This is a genomic window from Halomonas sp. TH-94, assembly GCF_057473365.1.
The window spans coordinates 1-17,399 of the sequence record NZ_JBYCKL010000095.1; the positions used below are offsets into that span (position 1 = coordinate 1).

The 17,399-nt window shown below is 64.1% G+C and carries 17 protein-coding genes; 5 read left to right on the forward strand and 12 right to left on the reverse strand.

The window, feature by feature from the left end; genetic code table 11:
* Both AC2VNO_RS16740 and AC2VNO_RS16745 read left to right on the forward strand, forming a co-directional pair.
* A partial coding sequence (locus AC2VNO_RS16740; protein WP_486935198.1) for a superoxide dismutase occupies nt 1-276 on the forward strand: 276 nt, incomplete at its 5' end.
* 187 nt (nt 277-463) lie between these two features.
* Nucleotides 464-1,072 (forward strand): FMN-dependent NADH-azoreductase, encoded by a 609-nt coding sequence (locus AC2VNO_RS16745; protein ID WP_486935199.1) that lies wholly within the window; start codon nt 464-466, stop codon nt 1,070-1,072.
* Nucleotides 1,073-1,075: 3 nt separating this feature from the next.
* Here the strand turns inward: AC2VNO_RS16745 and AC2VNO_RS16750 are convergent, their stop codons facing one another.
* Complete coding sequence (locus AC2VNO_RS16750) at nt 1,076-2,143, reverse strand: metal-dependent hydrolase (RefSeq protein ID WP_486935200.1); 1,068 nt, start codon at nt 2,141-2,143, stop codon at nt 1,076-1,078.
* 193 nt (nt 2,144-2,336) lie between these two features.
* Nucleotides 2,337-2,768 carry a DNA-3-methyladenine glycosylase I gene (locus AC2VNO_RS16755; RefSeq protein WP_486935201.1) on the reverse strand — a complete coding sequence of 144 codons (432 nt, stop codon included), beginning with the start codon at nt 2,766-2,768 and terminating at the stop codon, nt 2,337-2,339.
* Between the two features lie 41 nt (nt 2,769-2,809).
* Here AC2VNO_RS16755 and AC2VNO_RS16760 point away from each other — a divergent pair, with 41 nt between their 5' ends.
* From AC2VNO_RS16760 to AC2VNO_RS16770, 3 genes are all read left to right on the forward strand, one after another.
* On the forward strand, nt 2,810-3,301 hold the full coding sequence (locus AC2VNO_RS16760) for a DUF411 domain-containing protein (RefSeq protein ID WP_486935202.1): 492 nt from the start codon (nt 2,810-2,812) through the stop codon (nt 3,299-3,301).
* A 29-nt stretch (nt 3,302-3,330) separates the two neighbouring features.
* Nucleotides 3,331-3,771, forward strand: coding sequence for a lactoylglutathione lyase (gloA, locus tag AC2VNO_RS16765; protein WP_486935203.1), 441 nt, complete (start codon nt 3,331-3,333; stop codon nt 3,769-3,771).
* 66 nt (nt 3,772-3,837) lie between these two features.
* Entirely contained in the window at nt 3,838-4,293 is a 456-nt protein-coding gene (locus tag AC2VNO_RS16770) for an META domain-containing protein (RefSeq protein ID WP_486935204.1), read from the forward strand.
* 54 nt (nt 4,294-4,347) lie between these two features.
* On the opposite strand, the gene AC2VNO_RS16775 is transcribed toward AC2VNO_RS16770, so the two are convergent.
* The 10 genes from AC2VNO_RS16775 to AC2VNO_RS16820 all read right to left on the reverse strand — a co-directional run bounded on the left by AC2VNO_RS16775 (nt 4,348) and on the right by AC2VNO_RS16820 (nt 17,347).
* On the reverse strand, nt 4,348-5,082 hold the full coding sequence (locus tag AC2VNO_RS16775; RefSeq protein WP_486935205.1) for a phosphatase PAP2 family protein: 735 nt from the start codon (nt 5,080-5,082) through the stop codon (nt 4,348-4,350).
* 88 nt (nt 5,083-5,170) lie between these two features.
* Nucleotides 5,171-5,953 carry a 3-hydroxybutyrate dehydrogenase gene (locus AC2VNO_RS16780; protein ID WP_486935206.1) on the reverse strand — a complete coding sequence of 261 codons (783 nt, stop codon included), beginning with the start codon at nt 5,951-5,953 and terminating at the stop codon, nt 5,171-5,173.
* Between the two features lie 21 nt (nt 5,954-5,974).
* Complete coding sequence (locus tag AC2VNO_RS16785; protein WP_486935207.1) at nt 5,975-7,345, reverse strand: TRAP transporter large permease; 1,371 nt, start codon at nt 7,343-7,345, stop codon at nt 5,975-5,977.
* 48 nt (nt 7,346-7,393) lie between these two features.
* Entirely contained in the window at nt 7,394-7,984 is a 591-nt protein-coding gene (locus AC2VNO_RS16790; RefSeq protein WP_486935208.1) for a TRAP transporter small permease subunit, read from the reverse strand.
* A gap of 84 nt (nt 7,985-8,068) precedes the next feature.
* Nucleotides 8,069-9,175 (reverse strand): TRAP transporter substrate-binding protein, encoded by a 1,107-nt coding sequence (locus AC2VNO_RS16795; protein ID WP_486935209.1) that lies wholly within the window; start codon nt 9,173-9,175, stop codon nt 8,069-8,071.
* A 262-nt stretch (nt 9,176-9,437) separates the two neighbouring features.
* Nucleotides 9,438-10,877, reverse strand: coding sequence for a sigma-54 interaction domain-containing protein (locus tag AC2VNO_RS16800; protein WP_486935210.1), 1,440 nt, complete (start codon nt 10,875-10,877; stop codon nt 9,438-9,440).
* Between the two features lie 62 nt (nt 10,878-10,939).
* Nucleotides 10,940-13,789 carry a valine--tRNA ligase gene (locus AC2VNO_RS16805; RefSeq protein WP_486935211.1) on the reverse strand — a complete coding sequence of 950 codons (2,850 nt, stop codon included), beginning with the start codon at nt 13,787-13,789 and terminating at the stop codon, nt 10,940-10,942.
* Between the two features lie 174 nt (nt 13,790-13,963).
* Complete coding sequence (locus AC2VNO_RS16810; RefSeq protein WP_411797156.1) at nt 13,964-14,404, reverse strand: DNA polymerase III subunit chi; 441 nt, start codon at nt 14,402-14,404, stop codon at nt 13,964-13,966.
* Nucleotides 14,405-14,597: 193 nt separating this feature from the next.
* Nucleotides 14,598-15,653: a branched-chain amino acid aminotransferase gene (locus AC2VNO_RS16815; RefSeq protein WP_228575350.1), complete on the reverse strand. Its 1,056-nt coding sequence runs from the start codon at nt 15,651-15,653 to the stop codon at nt 14,598-14,600.
* Between the two features lie 173 nt (nt 15,654-15,826).
* Nucleotides 15,827-17,347 (reverse strand): leucyl aminopeptidase, encoded by a 1,521-nt coding sequence (locus AC2VNO_RS16820; protein WP_486935212.1) that lies wholly within the window; start codon nt 17,345-17,347, stop codon nt 15,827-15,829.
* Nucleotides 17,348-17,399 lie beyond the last annotated feature (52 nt).

Consider the following 17,399-nt stretch of genomic DNA (forward strand, 5'->3'; position numbering starts at 1 on the left):
GGCTCCTTCGACAAGTTCAAGGAAACCTTCAACGCCAACGCCGTGGCGAATTTCGGCTCCGGCTGGACCTGGCTGATCAAGACGGCGGATGGCGGCGTAGACATCGTCAATACCAGCAATGCCGATACCCCCATCGCCCATGGTCAGACCCCGCTGATGACCATCGACGTGTGGGAGCACGCTTACTACATCGACTACCGCAATGCGCGTCCCAAGTACCTGGAGAATGTCTGGAACGTGCTGAACTGGGACTTCGTCGCCCAGAACTTCAGCTAAAAGGCATGCGCGGCGGCGGCGAACCTGCACGCCGCTTGCTGCATCGAGAAAGGCCCCGCTAATAGGCGGGGCCTTTCTTTACGATAGATTTTCGTTTTTATCGAATGTTAAGCGCAAAACTATGCGCTTTTAGTGTGAAAAAATACACGTACCATGACGATTAACACCACCCTCAAGGGAGATCCTCATGGCGACTCGCATCCTTCTCGTGACTTCATCCATCCTCGGTGAGCATGGCCAGTCCAATGCCCTGGCCAGCCATCTTCGCCAGCGCGTTGCCGGGCGCAGCGACCTCACCGTCAGCCACCGTGACCTGGCCGTCGAATCACTGCCCCACCTGGGGTTCGAGGAGCTTTCCAGCTGGCAGGTCGCTGCCGCCGAACGCTCCGCCGAACAGCAGGTGCTGGCGCAGCGCTCCGACAGCTTGATCGAGGAGCTGCAGGCGCATGACGTGCTGATCCTGGCAGTGCCGATGTACAACTTCGGTATTCCCTCGCAGCTCAAGGCCTGGTTCGACCGGGTGATGCGCGCCGGCACCACCTTTCGCTATACCGAGCAGGGGCCGGAGGGGCTGGTCAAGGGTAAGCGAGCGGCGATCCTGGCCGCACGTGGCGGGCAATACGCCGGTACCGAGCTCGATACCCAGACGCCTCATCTCAAGGCGATGCTGGGCATGATCGGCATCAGCGACGTCTCGGTGATCTATGCCGAAGGGCTTGCCATGGGCGATGCGCTGCGCGATGCCGCGCTCAAGGAAGCCCGCCAGGCCATCGATTCACTGGTCGCCGATCTGTAAGGCTCAGCACGCATCGGGCACCTCCGTGACCCAGCGATCGGCAACAAACTGGCTGGTACACAGCGTCGCCTCGGGGGAGAGAATCCTCGCCCCCAGTTGCTGCAAGGCATCGAGATCGGCGCGGGTGTCAGGAGTGATCATTTCGCTTGGCATCAGCGGCTGCCACTCTTCGCCGTCGCGTGTCGCCAAGGCGTAGCTGAAGGCGTAAAAACCCGGGAAACCCAGCCGCACATCAGTGGCGATCAGGGTTTCCCGGCCATCGATAGGGCGGGTTTCGTAGCGTAGATAAGGGCCGGCGAACCAGTACAGCCTAGCGCCACGTTCCAATGAGCGAACCTGCGATTCAAGCTCGGCACCGCGGTGAAAGCTCTCTACCACCGGCGGTGTGTCCCCATCGAGCAGTCCCACCAGGGTTTCGTGATGGTAGTCGTCGTCGATGATCGTCACCCGCCACAACAGCGTATTGAACGGGGTGGGCTGCACCAGCCGCGGCGCCTCCTCGATGCCGTGCTCGGCCAATACGGGGGCGAGCCGCTGCTCCACGATCCCCTTGGCGAACATGGCAAAGATCAGGTAGGCGCAGGAGAGCGCCAGTCCCCAGGCGGGGCCGCGAAAACCGTTGCCGGTGAATAGCGCAACGACGATGCCTACCAGCAGCGGCAAGGTATACAGCGGGTCGATGATGAACACTACCGGCCAGGCGCTCGGGCGAACGTCCAGCGGCCACCAGATCTGCGTGCCGTAGGTGGTCAGCACGTCGAGCAAGGGGTGGGTGACGAGACACAGCACGAAGAAGGTCCACCAGCGCCCCAAGGAGATATCGCGTGCAGGAGCGAAGCGTCGGACGATAAGCGCCAACAGCGTGCCGAGTCCTGTCAGCACGAACAGCGAGTGCGTGAATCCCCGGTGTTCGGTGACGTTGAGCACGGCGTCGCCATAGTCGAGGAATACGTCCAGATCCGGCAGGGTGCCCAGCGCCGCGCCGATCAATACCGCCTTTCGTCCCAGTCGGCGTCCCAGCACGGTGCCGCCAACGGCTGCGCCCAGTGCGGCTTGGGTCAAGGTATCCATCCGATTCGAACTCCTTTCGACGGGTGGTGGGGCGAGCTCAGGCCTTGTGCCAAGCAGGACCCAGAGTGAGGATGCGCTGATACACCGGGCAGTCTTCGCGGTGTGCCCCCGGCAGGTAGCCGGTGCTCATGAGAAACTCACCGACGATCTCGGGTCCGGTGAAGCGGAAGGTTCGACGAAACAGCTTGACCCACTACTCTTTCGTCAATGGATGGTGGTGATCGAGCCAGGCGGCAAAGCTGTCGTGGGTGTCGCGCAGTTGCCGTATGACCCCCGCGTTATGTATTGCCGCCTCGACCTTGAGCCGATTGCGAATGATGCCGGCATCACCGAGCAGCCGAGTGCGCTCTTCATCGCCAAAGGCTGCAACTCGATCGATGTCGAAGTTGTCGAAGGCATGACGAAAGGCATCGCGCTTCTTGAGCACTGTCAGCCACGACAGGCCGGCCTGATTGATTTCCAGCACCAGGCGCTCGAACAGTGTCGTATCGTCCGCCACGGGAAAGCCGTATTCGTTGTCATGATAGGGGCCATGCCATGGGTGGCCTGGGGCCAGATCACAATAGTGCGACATTTCCGCCTCTTCCCCTTCATAGGTATTGGCAAGCCGTTCGGGGCTTGTCACGATGCCATTATCCGGCGTCAACGCTTCAGGAGCCACCCAGCATGAAAATCCTACCGGCAAACCCCAGGACACGAAAAGTCACTGCGTTCTCTATGCTGAGCGCAACGGCGCTGGCCCTGTATCTCACGCTGGCACCTGGCACCAGCCCTCAGGCAGGCCCGGTGGTCGAAATGTATCAGGACCCCAACTGCGGCTGCTGTACGGACTGGGCCGATCATCTCAGAGAAGAGGGCTTCGAAGTGCGTCAGCACAAGACGCGCGATATGCGCTCGGTGAAGATCGAGCACGGCGTGACGCCTGAACTCTCCTCTTGCCACACGGCGCTAGTCGACGGCTACGTGATCGAGGGGCATGTGCCCGCTGCCGATATCAAGAGACTGCTCGAAGAGCGGCCCGATGTGGTCGGCCTGACGGTGCCCGGTATGCCACACGGCTCGCCCGGCATGGAGACGGGGCGCTACGATGACTATGCCGTGCTGACCTGGCAGCATGAGGACCGGACGCCGGCCATTTTCAGCGAGTATACTCACTGACTTGAATTCTGGTTTGGCTAGGAGGGCTTATGCAGTACCTGCACACCATGGTTCGTGTCAGCGACCTGGACGCGTCGCTGCACTTCTACTGCGACCTGCTCGGGTTGAAGGAAGTGCGACGCAAGGAGAACGAAAAGGGGCGTTTCACGCTGGTGTTTCTGGCGGCCCCAGAGGATGAGGCTCGCTCCGCCGAGCTCAAGGCGCCCGAACTGGAGCTGACCTACAACTGGGACCCGGAAGAGTACGGCGGCGGGCGCAATTTCGGTCATCTGGCCTATCGGGTCGACGATATCTACGCCCTGTGCGAACGTTTGCAGAGCGCCGGCGTGACCATCAACCGTCCGCCCCGCGATGGGCACATGGCCTTCGTGCGCAGCCCTGACGGTATTTCCATAGAGCTGCTGCAGAAGGGCGACCCGCTGCCGATCAGAGAGCCCTGGGCTTCCATGGAAAACACCGGCAGCTGGTAAGAGAGACACGGCATAAATGGCTGCGCGAACGAATACTGCGTTGCGCAACAAGGAACGAAGCTCCCCATGTACAAGACTCTTTCTGGCCGAGCGCTACTGATGGCGCTCGTTGCCATGTTTCTGGCCGCGTGTGGCGGCAAGCCCACCGAGCCTACCCGGCAAGACCAGCCCCGCGTTACGAGCGATCATCCTATCGTGGGACAGCGCTGGAACCTGCTGCTGATGGGTACCAACGAACGGCTCTCGATGCCCGAAACGCCACACTTCATCGTTTCGCCCGACGGGCGCGTGACAGGCAGCGATGGCTGTAACGAACTCAATGGACGGGTGAACCTCGATGAGGGCAATCGCATCCAGTTCGGTGAGCTTGGCACCACTCGCCGCGGCTGCCCCCAGCTCGACGATGCCCGGCGCGTCACCGGGATGATGGAGAACGCCTATCGCTTCCTCATCGACCATGACAGGCTGGTCTTCTTCGGCCGCGACCAGCGGGTGCTGGGTGGCTGGCGCAAAGCCAACTGACGAAGGAGTGGAGTTGCTCGTAACGCAACTCCACTCCTTCATGGCTATGAGAGATTAGCGGCCTGGCAGGGCGTTGCGCACCTTGATCATGCCGTTGGTAAGGGCGCGGGAAAGCGCGGGGGCTACCGGCGTAAGCAGTACCCATGGAGCCACCACCAGATTGATGACCAGGGCGGCGAAGAAGACGTCGCTGAACCAGTGGGCGCCGCTGAGAATCCGCGGTGCACTCAGCAGTACGGCGAATACGGCGCTGACCAGCATCACCTTGAAGCCGGCGAAGCGCCACATGAAAGCGGTGAAGAGGAACAGATTGACACCATGATCGCCGGGAAAACTGCTGCCCGAGCTGTCCTTGGTCGAGAAGTCGACCATTTCCGTAATCAGATTGACGTTCTCGTACACCATCGTGGGGCTGGGGTGGGTATAGGGCACCACCATGCGGAAACCCTGGGCGATGAAGACCGCCGTCAACAGCATGGTGATGCCGATGCCGCCCCAGCGCAGCATGCGATGGGTCGGATTGGGGTCGCGGCTGATGGCCCACAGGTAAATCGCCAGCAGTATCAGCAAGCTGACCACATCGAACATTCGGTTGTTCACGGCTGCCACGAACAGCACCCAGGTCTCGTTGTCCTCGGTCAGCCAGGCATTGGTGAGAAAGAAGACCGTATCGTCCAGATCCGTCCAGAACATCAGTCCAGGCGACAGCCAGGACCATACCAGCAGGGCGGCCGCCAGGTTGAAGACGAGGATGCGGCCAGGGGCAAAGGTCGATTCGGTTTGAGACATGAGGGCATCGGCACGGTTGATGGTCGATGCCCCCATTCTAGGGGAAAGCTGCGTTGCAGAACAGCGTTCCCTAATGGTGGTGTTTCGGCTATTGCATGTACCACCCATGACTGGCCACCACCGACTGCCCCGTGAGCGCCGCACTGGGGAAGGCCGCCAAGTGCAACGCCACCTCGGCGATGTCCTCCAGGGTGGTGAACTCGCCGTCGACGGTATCCTTGAGCATCACGTCGCGTATCACCGCCTCCTCAGCGATACCCAGCGCCGCCGCCTGCTCGGGTATCTGCCGATCCACCAGTGGAGTGCGGACGAAGCCAGGGCAGATCACATTGGCGCGTACCCTATGAGCCGCTCCCTCCTTGGCCACGGTGCGACACAGTCCCAGCAGGCCGTGCTTGGCAGCGACATAGGGTGCCTTGAGTGGCGAGGCGAGCTTGCTGTGCACCGAACCCATGTACAGCAGACAGCCGCCATGCGGCTGGCGATACATTTGACGGAGTGCCGCACTGGTAAGCAGGAAGGCGCCGTCCAGATGAACCGCCATTACCTTGCGCCAGTCGGTGAAGCTCAATGTATGCAGCGGGGCGATGTGCTGGATACCGGCATTGGCGATGGCGATGTCCAGGCCACCCCATTCGGCCACCACGCTTGCAACACCCGCCTCCACCGCTTCTTCGGCGGTCACGTCCATGGCCAGTGCCATGGCCTGGCCACCGTTCCCGCGGATCATCGCCACGGTTTCCTCGGCGGCGGCCAGGTCGAGATCGGCCACTGCCACTCGGGCACCTTCGGCGGCATAGCGTTCGGCAATGGCGCGTCCTATGCCGCCTGCAGCGCCCGTTATCAGCGCCGTCTTGTCGTTCAGTTGCATCGTTCTCTCCTTTTCGAAAGGTCAGCGTCCGCCATAGATCTCGTTGGGCAGCCAAGTGGCCAGCGGGGCGAAGAAGAACACCAGCAACAGGCCGAGCAGCTGTATGGCCACGAAGGGAGCCACGCCGATGTAGATGTCGCGGGTGGTGATGCCCGGCGGACATACGCCCTTGATGTAAAACAGCGCGAAGCCCACCGGCGGGGTCAGGAACGAGGTCTGCAGGCAGATGGCAAACAGCATGGCGAACCATAGCGGGTCGACCCCCAGGCTGAAGACAACCGGGGCGACCAGCGGCAGGATGATCAGGGTGATCTCTACCCAGTCGAGGAAGAAGCCGAGCAGGAACACCACCACCAGGATGGTCAGCACGATGCCGGTCTCGCTGAACGGCAGGCCGGTCAGCGCCAAGCGCACCACGTCATCGCCGCCAAGGCCTCGCAGCACGGCGGCAAATACCGTGGCACCAATGAAGATGGCGAAGATGAAGGCCGTGGTACGGCTGGTTTGATACAGCGCCTGGCGCAGGGTCGTCAGGGTCAGGCGGCGGTTGAACAGTGCCAGTAGCATGGCGCCCAGGGCGCCTACCGCCGAGGCCTCGGTAGTGGTGGCAAAGCCGGTGAAGATCGAACCGAGTACGGCGAGAATCAGCCCCAGCGGCGGCAGCACGGCGATGAACACCTGCAGGAAGGCCCTGGCATCGAGTGGCTCGCGATCCTTCGGTGCGGGCGCCAGATCCTTCTTCAGGTAGGCGGCGATCAGGATGAAGGCGATGTACATCACGCCGAGCATCACACCGGGCACCAGCGCGGCCATGAACAGACGCCCCACGGAGGCATCGGACGTGCCCATGCGGTCGGCCATCAGCACCAGCATGATGCTCGGCGGCACCAGGATGCCCAGGGTGCCCACCGAGCAGGCGGTGCCTACCGCCAGTGACTTGTTGTACTGGGCGCGCATCATGGGCCCCAGCGAGAGCATGCCGAGCAGCACCACCGAGGCGCCGACGATACCGGTGGAGGCCGCCAGCAGCACGCCGACGATGACCACCGTGACCGCGTAACCGCCGCGCAGCCCGCCGAGCACCCGCACCAGGGAGTTCATCAGCCGCTCGGCAATGCCTGAACGGTCGAGCATGATGCCCATGAAGATGAACAGCGGCAGGGCTACCATCAGCTCGTTGGCGACGATGCCGTAGATACGTCGATCCAGCACGCCGATGGTACCGCCCCAGGAGAACCACAGGTCGGCGGCCATGTACTCGACCAACACGTGGCCCACCACGGCAAAGGCGAAGCCCACGCCGGCGAGCGACCAGGCCACAGGGAAGCCCAGCAGCAGCAGGCTCATGAAGCTGGCGAACATCGCCAGCACGAGAATTTGTTCCAGTCCCATAGTCGATCTCTTTAGATGAACGTGGCGTCTTTACCGGACGTACCTGGACTACTGCCGCGGGGTCGTCTTGTGTAGGCGCCGGGGGAAACCGAACAGCAGGGTGCTGCAGCGCAACACGCGGGAGAACAGCGCCAGCGCCACCAGCGTCAGGCCGATGGGGATCAAGGTCTTGATGATGAAGCGATAGGGCAGACCGCTGGGGGCCTGGGAACGCTCGCCGCGCAGATAGGAGCGGTAACCGTACTGATAGAGCTGCTCGACCATCAGATAGAGGATCGGCAGGGCCAGCAGCAAAATGGCCACAAGCTCGATCCAGGCTTGGGTGCGCAGCGAGAACTTTTCGCGAATCACGTCGACTCGCACATGGTCGTCGCTGACCACGGCATAGGCCAGAGTGAGAACCATGGTGGCGCCGAACAGGTGCCAGGAGAGCTCTTCCACGGCAATGGAGCCGCGGCCGAGGATGAAGCGGTTGACCACGTTGGTCAGTACCACCGCTAGGGTGGCAAGCCACAGCCAGGAGATGGCCCGGCCGAACAGCAGGATGGCCATGTCCAGGCGATAGCTGAGGCGGTTGGTGGGTAGCTCCGGCGCGGAGTGTCCCTCCGGCGCCGGGGTCGCCGAGTCGTTGATGCTCATGGGTAACTCCGAGGAAAGGACAGGTCATCGGCCGCCGCCGGCGGGCGGCGGCCAGATCAGCACGCTTAGTGCAATACCGCTTGATCAGTCCTCGAGGTTTTCCGGCGCGTAGTAGGAGCGCGGCAGGTGGCCCTTGACGTGCCAATTGCCATGTACCTTCATGAATTCGCGCTGGCTCTCGAGTACGCGGCCGAACATCTCGTCCTCGGCGGCAATCTCGGCCTGCACTTCGTTGGTGACGCGGCGCAGTTCGCCGAGAATCTCGTCGGAGAGCACCTGGGCATTGACGCCTTCGTCCTCGAAGTCACGCAGCGCCTTGGGGTTCTCCATCTCGCTCTCGGAGTAGCCGTACAGGGTGGCGGCACGGCAGCCCATGTCGATCATGGCGCGAGTTTGCGGTTCCAGCGCATCCCAGCTGTCCTTGTTGATCAGCAGGTGAGCGGTGGTGAAGGTCTGGTGCCAGCCCGGCAGCACATAGTTCTGCACGATCTCCTGCATACCCAGGATGCGGTCCACGGCGGGTGCCGAGAACTCCATGGCGTCGATGGTGCCGCGCTCCATGGCCTGATAGAGCTCGCCGCCCGGAATCATGGTCACCGAAGCGCCGAGGCGCTCCATCACGCGGCCGCCGATGCCGGCGAAGCGGATGCGCAGGCCGTCGATCTGGGCGAGATCTTCCAGTGGCTCGGCGAACCAGCCCGCCGCCTCGGGGCCGATCATGCTGCACAGCAGCGGCTGGACGTTGTAGTCCTCGTAGATTTCCTCGAGCAGTTCGGCGCCGCCACCGAAGTAGTGCCAGGCCAGATAGGCGGGCGGTTCCATGCCGAACGGTGCACCGGCAAACAGCGGCAGCGAGGGAATGCTGCCCTGGTCGTAGCCGACCCAGGTGAAGCCGGCGTCGTAGCGACCTTCGGAGACGGCATCGAGAATCTCGAACGGCGGAATCAGCTCACCCGGCTCGTAATAGCGCAGGTTGATGTTGCCACCGGATGCCTGCTCCAGCGATTCGCTGAGGAAGCGTACCGGCGTGCTCAGGCCGACCAGGTGAGAGGGGAAGGCGATGGGCACCTGCCAGCGAACACGCTCCTGGGCCTCGGCAGAGCTGACACCGGCACCTACCATCAAGGTGGCGGCGGTCACGCCGAGAGTGAGCGGACGAAGGCGGGTAGCGAGAGAGGGAATGAACGACATGAAGGCTCCTTGTGCTTTGTTGTCGACGCAGCGCCTTGTGGTTGGCGCTGTCGTTGTAGCCATGCGGACTTGACGTGCTGCGTTCTTGCAGCGTTCGCGCCATGAAAATGACGCCTGCCCTATCTCAGTGCACGCATCGTGCCAGACTTGATTAAATCAATGTTTTCAATGAGGTAGTGGTGACCCAAAAAAGAGGGGCATGGAGAAGTGTCCGTTTTTACGGACATTTTTCGACTTTGGTAGAGGTTGCTTTTGTCCGGTTTTACGGACAGGTGTCCTGAATTTCGGACAGTCGTGCCAGCTTGTCGTAAAGCACTGAGCGTGGGATGCCCAGCAGGCGCGCAGCGCGGGACTTGTTGCCCCCACAGGCGGCCAGGGCGTTGTGCAGGGCGTCGCGTTCGGCCGCGGCCACGATATCGGCCAGGGGGCGCACCGCCGCGATGGGGTGCGAATGGGGTGACGTCGAGGTGGAGCGGGGCAGGGCGGCCCGCAGCTCCGGTACGTCGATGATGCTGCACGCCTCGTTGAGTGCCAGGCACTGTTCGAGCACGTTGCGCAGCTCGCGGATATTTCCCGGCCAGGCGTGTCGCTGCAGCAGGGCTACGGCTTCAGAGGTAATTTCGGCGCGCGGTTCGCCGCTTTCCACGGCGATGCGGCCGAGCAGGGTTTCGCACAGAATTCCCAGATCGGCGAGGCGTTCACGTAGCGGTGGGACCTGGATGCGCAGCACGTTGAGCCGATAATAGAGATCGGAGCGGAAACTGCCCTCGTCGACCATCGTTTCGAGGTCGCGGCTGGTGGCGGCGATGACGCGCACGTCGATACGCTTGATCTCGTTGGAGCCGAGCGGTTCCACCTCGCCCTCTTGCAGCGCGCGCAGCAGCTTGGCCTGCAGTGCCAGGGGCATGTCGCCGACCTCGTCGAGGAAGAGCGTGCCGCCGTCGGCGAGCTGAAACTTGCCTTGACGCGTGCGCTTGTCGGCGCCGGTGTAGGCGCCCGGGGCGACGCCGAAGAACTCCGCCTCGAGCAGGTTCTCGGGAACTGCGGCGACGTTGACGGCAACGAAGGGGCGCGCGCCGCGTGGTGATTCGCCGTGTATGGCTTGCGCCAATACCTCCTTTCCGGTGCCGGTCTCGCCCAGCAGCAGCACCGGCGTGGCGCGAGCGGCGGCCAGACGTGCGCGACGCTTGACCTCCAGCACGGCCGGGCTGGCACCGACGAAGTCGGCCAGCTCGTAGCGCGAGCCGCGCCTGGCCAGGGCGCGTCGCGCCACGGCCAGGTCGTGCTGCAGGCGGCGGTACTTGCCGATCAGCGGGGTCAGCGGCTCCAGGTCATCGAATACGATGAAGGCCACGGCACCGTTGACCCTGCCGCTCGCCGGGTCGTGCAGCGGCAAGCGCGTGACCACCAGCTGATGGTTACGATACTCCATGATGTCGAGCAGAATGGGACGCCCGCTGCGCACCACTTCGTGCATGCGGGTATGGGGAATCACCTCGGCGACGGGGCGGCCGATGACCCGAGCCGGGTCATCGATGCCGAGAAGGCGGCAATAGCAGGCATTGATCCAGATGAGACGACTCGCCTCATCCACCAAAATCGACCCGGCGCTGTTACGCTCGAGCAGCGGGAACAGCGGCCGGATCGCCTCGAGGGTCAAGCCTTGGCTCTGGCTGGCCATGGAGCTACCTTCCCGAGGCATTGGCATCATCTCCTGGCGGCGGTGTCGGGCCGCTAAATCAGTCGCGCGGTGTCAGCCGCTTGTCACAGCGCGGCGATCTTGTCGCGCTGTTCGACCAGTACGCTGCGGGCAGCCTGGTACTCCTTGAGCTTGCCGCGCTCCTTCTCGACCACTGCTTCCGGGGCCTTGGCGACGAAACTCTCGTTACCAAGCTTGTTCTCGATTCCCCCGATCAGCTTGTCCTGCTTGTCGATCTCCTTGGCCAGGCGGGCGAGCTCGGCCTCCTTGTCGATCAGGTCGGCCATGGGCACCAGCACCTCCATGTCGCCGACCAGCTGGGTGGCCGAGAGCGGCGCCTGGCTCGGCTCGTCGAGCCAGGTGGCGCTTTCCAGCTTGGCCAGCTTGGCCAGGAACGGGCGGTTGGCTTCCAGGCGTTCGCGATCCGCCGAGGAGCCCTTGGTCAGCAGTACCTCGAGCGGTTTGCCGGGGGCGATGTTCATTTCGGCACGCACGTTGCGCACCGCCACGATCACGCCCTTGAGCCACTCGATGTCGCGAGTCGCCTGCTCGTCGAGCTTCTCCTGCTCCGCCACGGGCCATGGCTGCGCCATGATCGACTCGCTGCCGTCCCCGGTGGCCTTGCCTGCCAGCGGCGCCACCCGCTGCCAGATCTCCTCGGAGATGTAGGGCATCATCGGATGGGCCAGACGCAGGATGGCTTCCAGCACGCGCACCAGGGTGCGACGGGTGCCGCGCTTGGCGGAGGGGCTGGCGTTGTCGTCCCACAATACCGGTTTGGAGAGCTCCAGGTACCAGTCGCAGTACTCGTTCCAGACGAACTCGTAAAGTGCCTGGGAGGCGTGGTCGAAGCGGAACTCCTCCATCGCCCTGGTCACCTGGGCTTCGGTCTGCTGCAGGCGTGAGACGATCCAGCGGTCGGCCAGCGACAGCTCGACCTCGCCGCCGTCTGCCCCGCAGTCTTGACCTTCGGCGTTCATCAGCACGTAGCGCGAGGCATTCCACAGCTTGTTGCAGAAGTTGCGGTAGCCATCCAGGCGGCCCATGTCGAACTTGATGTCGCGCCCGGTGGTGGCCTGCGACAGGAAGGTGAAGCGCAGCGCGTCGGTGCCGTGGGGCTCGATGCCCTCGGGGAATTCGTCGCGGGTGGCCTTGGCGATGGCCTTGGCCTTCTGCGGCTGCATCATGTTGCCGGTGCGCTTCTCCAGCAGCGTATCGAGCTGGATGCCGTCGATCAGGTCGATGGGGTCGAGCACGTTGCCCTTGGACTTGGACATCTTCTGGCCCTGGCCGTCGCGCACAAGGCCGTGGACGTAGACGGTCTTGAACGGCACCTCGTCCATGAACTTCAGGGTCAGCATGATCATCCGTGCGACCCAGAAGAAGATGATGTCGAAGCCGGTGACCAGCACACTCGAGGGGTGGAAGGTGGCCAGCTCCGGGGTCTTCTCCGGCCAGCCCAGAGTGCCGAAGGTCCACAGGCCCGAGCTGAACCAGGTGTCGAGCACGTCTTCGTCCTGGGTCAGGACGACATCGTCACTCAGGCCGTGCTTCTTGCGGGCCTCGGCCTCGGTGCGGGCGACATAGACGTTGCCTTCGCTGTCGTACCAGGCGGGAATGCGGTGGCCCCACCACAGCTGGCGCGAGATGCACCAGTCCTGCAGGTCGCGCATCCACGAGAAGTACATGTTCTCGTAGTTCTTGGGCACGAACTGGATGTCGCCGTTCTCGACAGCCGCGATGGCCGGCTTGGCCAGGCTCTCCACGGCGACGAACCACTGATCCGTGAGCAGTGGCTCGATGACGTCGCCGGAGCGGTCCCCAAAGGGTAGGGTGTTGTTGACGGTTTCGATCTGCTCGAGCAGCCCGGCGGACTCCATGTCGGCGACGATCCGCTTGCGCGCCTCGAAGCGGTCCAGTCCGGCGTAGGCCTGGGGCAGGCTCAAATCGATCTCGGGCAGCGGGCGGCCCTGGATGTCGAAGGCCTCGGCCTGGGGCAGGATCGCCGCGTCCTGGGTGAAGACGTTGATCAGCGGCAGGCCCTGACGGCGGCCGACTTCATAGTCGTTGAAGTCGTGGGCCGGGGTGATCTTCACGCAGCCGGAGCCCTTCTCCATGTCGGCATGCTCGTCGGCGACGATGGGGATGCGTCGTCCTACCAATGGCAGCTCGACGAACTTGCCCACCAGCGAGGCGTAGCGCGGGTCCTCGGGGTTGACCGCCACGCCGGTGTCGCCGAGCAGGGTCTCGGGGCGGGTGGTGGCGACCACCAAATAGTCGAGCCCGGCGTCGGTCTTTACGCCGTCGGCCAGCGGGTAGCGGAAGTGCCAGAACTGACCCTGCTGGTCGCGGTTCTCCACTTCGAGGTCGGAAATGGCGGTATGCAGCGTGGGGTCCCAGTTGACCAGGCGCTTGCCGCGGTAGATCAAATCCTCTTCGTAGAGCCGTACGAAGACTTCCTGCACCGCCTTGTAGAAGCCGTCGTCCATGGTGAAGCGCTCGCGCGACCAGTCGACGCTGGCGCCCATGCGGCGCAGCTGGCGGGTGATGTGGCCGCCGGACTCGTGCTTCCACTCCCATACCTTGTCGATGAACGCTTCGCGGCCCAGGTCGTGGCGGCTCTTGCCCTCTTCGGCGGCGACCTTGCGCTCCACCAGCATCTGGGTGGCGATGCCGGCGTGGTCGGTGCCCACCTGCCACAGGGTGTTGTTGCCCTGCATGCGCTTCCAGCGGATCAGCGTGTCCATGATGGTGTCCTGGAACGCATGGCCCATGTGCAGGCTGCCGGTGACGTTGGGCGGCGGGATCATGATCGAGTAGGGTTCGCCCTCGCCCGAGGGGGCGAAGCGGCCGTCGGCCTCCCAGCGCTCGTACCAGCGGGATTCGATCTGCTCGGGTTGGTAGGTCTTGTCCATGGGGCGTTCCGGGTCCAGAAATGATCGCCGCCGGGGCGTGGGCCGGGCGGCAGGAAAGGCGTCTCAGCGTACGGAAAATGGGCTCGATTATAGCGCGATGGGGCGCTTGGCGTCAGCCAGGCTTGAAGAGAAGACCGGCGAGATAATGCTTCGGAGGGGCGCCGGGGGTGGGACTCACCCCTTGAGCTGATGTGCCTTCACGGGATAGCCGCGCTGCTTGTAGGTCTGCCAGCACTCGCGCTTGGCGACGAGCACCTGCTGATGCTGGTTGATGATCTCGGCGACCCGCTCGAAGCGCGAGAACCACTCGGGGATGCCCGGGTCGAGGTTGAGCAGCGCCATGGGCGCTTCGGCGCTCGGCTCGGGCGGCTGCTCCCAGCCGATGGTCACCGCCACGCCCTCGGCCATCTCGCTGCCGAGCAGGGCATGCGGCAGGTAGGCCTCGGGGCGAAAGGTCCACAGCCGCTCGTCGAGGTCGCTGGCCATGGCCTCGTCCTCGGCGTGCAGGTGCAGCCGGTAGCCCTTGCCGGCGATGGTCTCGGCCAGCCGACAGGCGAAGTCGAGCCGCGCTTCCAGCGTGGTGTCGGGGAGGATGTAGAAATCTACTTGCGTCATCAGAGTCTGCCCGGGGCTTTCCCTCGGGGCCAGGCCTTCGCGGAGGCGCTATGAATACATCCCTGTACGCTACCGACGCCATCCCTGGCGTAGGACCTCCGCGTCGGCCTGCCCTTCGGTGCCCCTCGCCTCGGTGGGTTAGCCGTTGTGGCAACGGACTCGCGGCAGCGGGCCCATCGTGGCGCCTTCGCCGTTACACCAGGCGCGTCAACCAGCCGTGCTTGTCTTCGGCGCGACCGTACTGCAGATCGAGCAGCTTGCCGCGCAGGCGCTTGGCGACCTCGTTGCCGGCGTCGGGCATCTGCACGGTGCCGTCTTCGGTGACCAACTGACCCACCGGAGTGATCACCGCAGCGGTGCCGCAGGCGAAGACCTCGCTGATCTCGCCGGAGGCCACGCCGTCGCGCCACTCGTCGATGCTGATGGCGCGCTCTTCCGGTGTCAGGCCCTCGTCGCGGCCCAGGGTGAGCACCGAGTCACGGGTGACGCCTTCCAGAATGGTGTCGGTCAGGCGCGGGGTGACCAGGCGACCGTCCCTGTAGACGAAGAACAGGTTCATGCCACCCAGCTCCTCGATCCACTTGTTCTCGGCGGCGTCGAGGAAAGCCACCTGACTGCAGCCGTACTTCTCGGCCTCCTTCTGGGCGGCCAGCGATGCTGCATAGTTGCCACCGCACTTGGCAAAGCCGGTGCCGCCGGGGGCGGCGCGCTTGTAGTGCGAGGAGAGCCAGATCGATACCGGAGCGATACCGCCCTTGAAGTAGGCGCCGGCCGGGGAGGCGATCACGTAATAGTCGACTTCGTGGGCCGGACGCACGCCGAGGAACTTCTCACTGGCGATCATGAACGGGCGCAGATAAAGGCTCGACTCATCGCTCTCGTCGCGGGGTGTCGGCACCCAGGCGTGGTCCTGCGCGAGCAGGGCCTTGAGCGATCCGACGAAATCTTCGTCGCTGAGCTCGGGCAGGGCCAGGCGACGGGCGCTGCGGCGGAAGCGCTCGGCATTCTTCTCCGGGCGAAACGACCATATCGAACCGTCGGCGTGTCGGTAAGCCTTGATGCCCTCGAAGATCTCCTGGCCGTAGTGCAGCACCGCGGCCGCCGGGTCGAGGGTCAGCGGGCCGTAGGGCCGCACCTCGTGGCCGTGCCACCCGGCATCGGCCGTCCAGCGCACATGGGCCATGTGGTCGCTGAAGTGACGCCCGAAACCGGGGTTGGCAAGGATGTCGTCGCGAATGTTGGCTGCCATGGGAATGGCGCTGGGCAGCGTCTCGAAGGTTGCGTTGGGCACGGCAAATGAGTCTCCGCTATGCCGGGATTCCGGCGTTTTATTGAGCGTTTCGGCGCTCCGGACTGACGAGTCCGGAGCGCGCTATGCGACAGATGTAACGGTTGGCGCCTGGGATGGCAACCTTGGCGGTGTCAGGCCTCGTTCTCGACCTGGCGTGCCTCTTCCTCACGGTCGAGCAGGAACTGGGTCAAGAGCCCTACCGGGCGGCCGCTGGCGCCCTTCTGCTTGCCCGAGGTCCAGGCGGTGCCGGCGATGTCGAGGTGTGCCCAGGGAAACTTGTCGGCGAAGCGCGAGAGGAAGCACGCCGCGGTGATGGTGCCGGCCGGGCGGCCGCCGATATTGGCCATGTCGGCGAAGTTGGAGTCGAGCTGCTCCTTGTACTCGTCCCAGAGCGGCAGGTGCCAGGCGCGGTCCCAGGCGGCCTCGCCGGCCTCGAGCAGGTCCAGCGCCAAGTCGTCGTCGTTGGAGAGCAGGCCGGTGGCGTGGTGGCCCAGGGCAATGATCGCTGCGCCGGTGAGGGTGGCGATATCGACCACGCTGGCGGGCTCGAAGCGCTCGGCGTAGGTCAGCGCGTCACACAGCACCAGTCGCCCTTCGGCATCGGTGTTGAGCACCTCCACGGTCAGCCCTTTCAGCGTCTTGATGATGTCGCCCGGTTTGGTGGCGCGGCCGTCGGGCATGTTCTCGGCGGCAGCAACGATGAACACCAGGTTGAGCTTGGGGCGAATGCCGAGCACCGCCTTGGCGGTGCCGAATACGCTGGCCGCACCGCACATGTCGAACTTCATCTCGTCCATGCCCTCGCCGGGCTTGAGCGAGATGCCGCCGGTATCGAAGGTGATGCCCTTGCCGACCAGGACATGAGGCGAGTCATCGGCCTTCTCGGCGCCCTGGTACTTCATCACGATCAGTCGCGAGGGTTGCTCGCTGCCACGGCCCACCGAGAGCAGGCTATGGGCGCCGAGTTCCTCCAGCGCCGCCTCGTCGAGGATCTCGACGGCTAGGGCCCCGCCCGATTCGCGACCCAGCTGCTCGGCCTGGTCGGCCAGGTAGCTGGGTGTGCAGACGTTACCTGGCAGATTGCCCAGGGTGCGGGTATAGGCCACGCCCTGACCCACCGCGTTGCCGATACGGGCGCCTTCGCGGGCATCATCGGCGGCGTCGACGTCGCTGAGCAGCAGGGTGACCTTGGCGAGACGCGGGCGCGGCGCCTTCTCCGACTTGAACTCATCGAAGCGGTAAACGGCACGTTGCGCCGCCTCGGCGGTCATGCGTGCTTTCCAGGCAGTGCTACGCTCAGGCACGGGCACGTCGGTAAAAGCTGCCGCGACCTCCTCTACCGTCAGCCCTGCCACGGCGGTGAAGGCGGCATCCAGTGCCTTGATAAAGGCGCGCTCCTGGCACTTTTCGCGCTCGCCCAGGCCCACCAGCATCAGGCGATCTGCGCTGAGGCCGGGGGCGAAGGGAATCAGCTGCACATTGCCCAGCTTGGCATCGAAGTCGCCGCGCTCGATCAGTTGGCCGATCAACCGCTCGCTAGCGTCGTCTAGCTTGGCGGCAGCGGGCAGCAGGTCGCCGCCCTTGAAAACCGGGACCACGAGGCAGGCCGATTCGGCCTTGGCGGGATTGGCCGTCTGAACGGGGAATTCCATGGTGACTCCACAAGACAAGCGATGGGGGATTCAGGATAATGCCGGCACGGCT

What these genes read in the sequence shown, in the direction of transcription:
- AC2VNO_RS16745 (WP_486935199.1), top strand. Translation starts at nt 464, where the DNA reads ATGGCGACTCGCATCCTTCTCGTGACTTCATCCATCCTCGGTGAGCAT.
- AC2VNO_RS16750 (WP_486935200.1), bottom strand. Translation starts at nt 2,143, where the DNA reads ATGGATACCTTGACCCAAGCCGCACTGGGCGCAGCCGTTGGCGGCACC.
- AC2VNO_RS16760 (WP_486935202.1), top strand. Translation starts at nt 2,810, where the DNA reads ATGAAAATCCTACCGGCAAACCCCAGGACACGAAAAGTCACTGCGTTC.
- gloA (WP_486935203.1), top strand. Translation starts at nt 3,331, where the DNA reads ATGCAGTACCTGCACACCATGGTTCGTGTCAGCGACCTGGACGCGTCG.
- AC2VNO_RS16770 (WP_486935204.1), top strand. Translation starts at nt 3,838, where the DNA reads ATGTACAAGACTCTTTCTGGCCGAGCGCTACTGATGGCGCTCGTTGCC.
- AC2VNO_RS16775 (WP_486935205.1), bottom strand. Translation starts at nt 5,082, where the DNA reads ATGTCTCAAACCGAATCGACCTTTGCCCCTGGCCGCATCCTCGTCTTC.
- AC2VNO_RS16780 (WP_486935206.1), bottom strand. Translation starts at nt 5,953, where the DNA reads ATGCAACTGAACGACAAGACGGCGCTGATAACGGGCGCTGCAGGCGGC.
- AC2VNO_RS16785 (WP_486935207.1), bottom strand. Translation starts at nt 7,345, where the DNA reads ATGGGACTGGAACAAATTCTCGTGCTGGCGATGTTCGCCAGCTTCATG.
- AC2VNO_RS16790 (WP_486935208.1), bottom strand. Translation starts at nt 7,984, where the DNA reads ATGAGCATCAACGACTCGGCGACCCCGGCGCCGGAGGGACACTCCGCG.
- AC2VNO_RS16795 (WP_486935209.1), bottom strand. Translation starts at nt 9,175, where the DNA reads ATGTCGTTCATTCCCTCTCTCGCTACCCGCCTTCGTCCGCTCACTCTC.
- AC2VNO_RS16800 (WP_486935210.1), bottom strand. Translation starts at nt 10,877, where the DNA reads ATGCCTCGGGAAGGTAGCTCCATGGCCAGCCAGAGCCAAGGCTTGACC.
- AC2VNO_RS16805 (WP_486935211.1), bottom strand. Translation starts at nt 13,789, where the DNA reads ATGGACAAGACCTACCAACCCGAGCAGATCGAATCCCGCTGGTACGAG.
- AC2VNO_RS16810 (WP_411797156.1), bottom strand. Translation starts at nt 14,404, where the DNA reads ATGACGCAAGTAGATTTCTACATCCTCCCCGACACCACGCTGGAAGCG.
- AC2VNO_RS16815 (WP_228575350.1), bottom strand. Translation starts at nt 15,653, where the DNA reads ATGGCAGCCAACATTCGCGACGACATCCTTGCCAACCCCGGTTTCGGG.
- AC2VNO_RS16820 (WP_486935212.1), bottom strand. Translation starts at nt 17,347, where the DNA reads ATGGAATTCCCCGTTCAGACGGCCAATCCCGCCAAGGCCGAATCGGCC.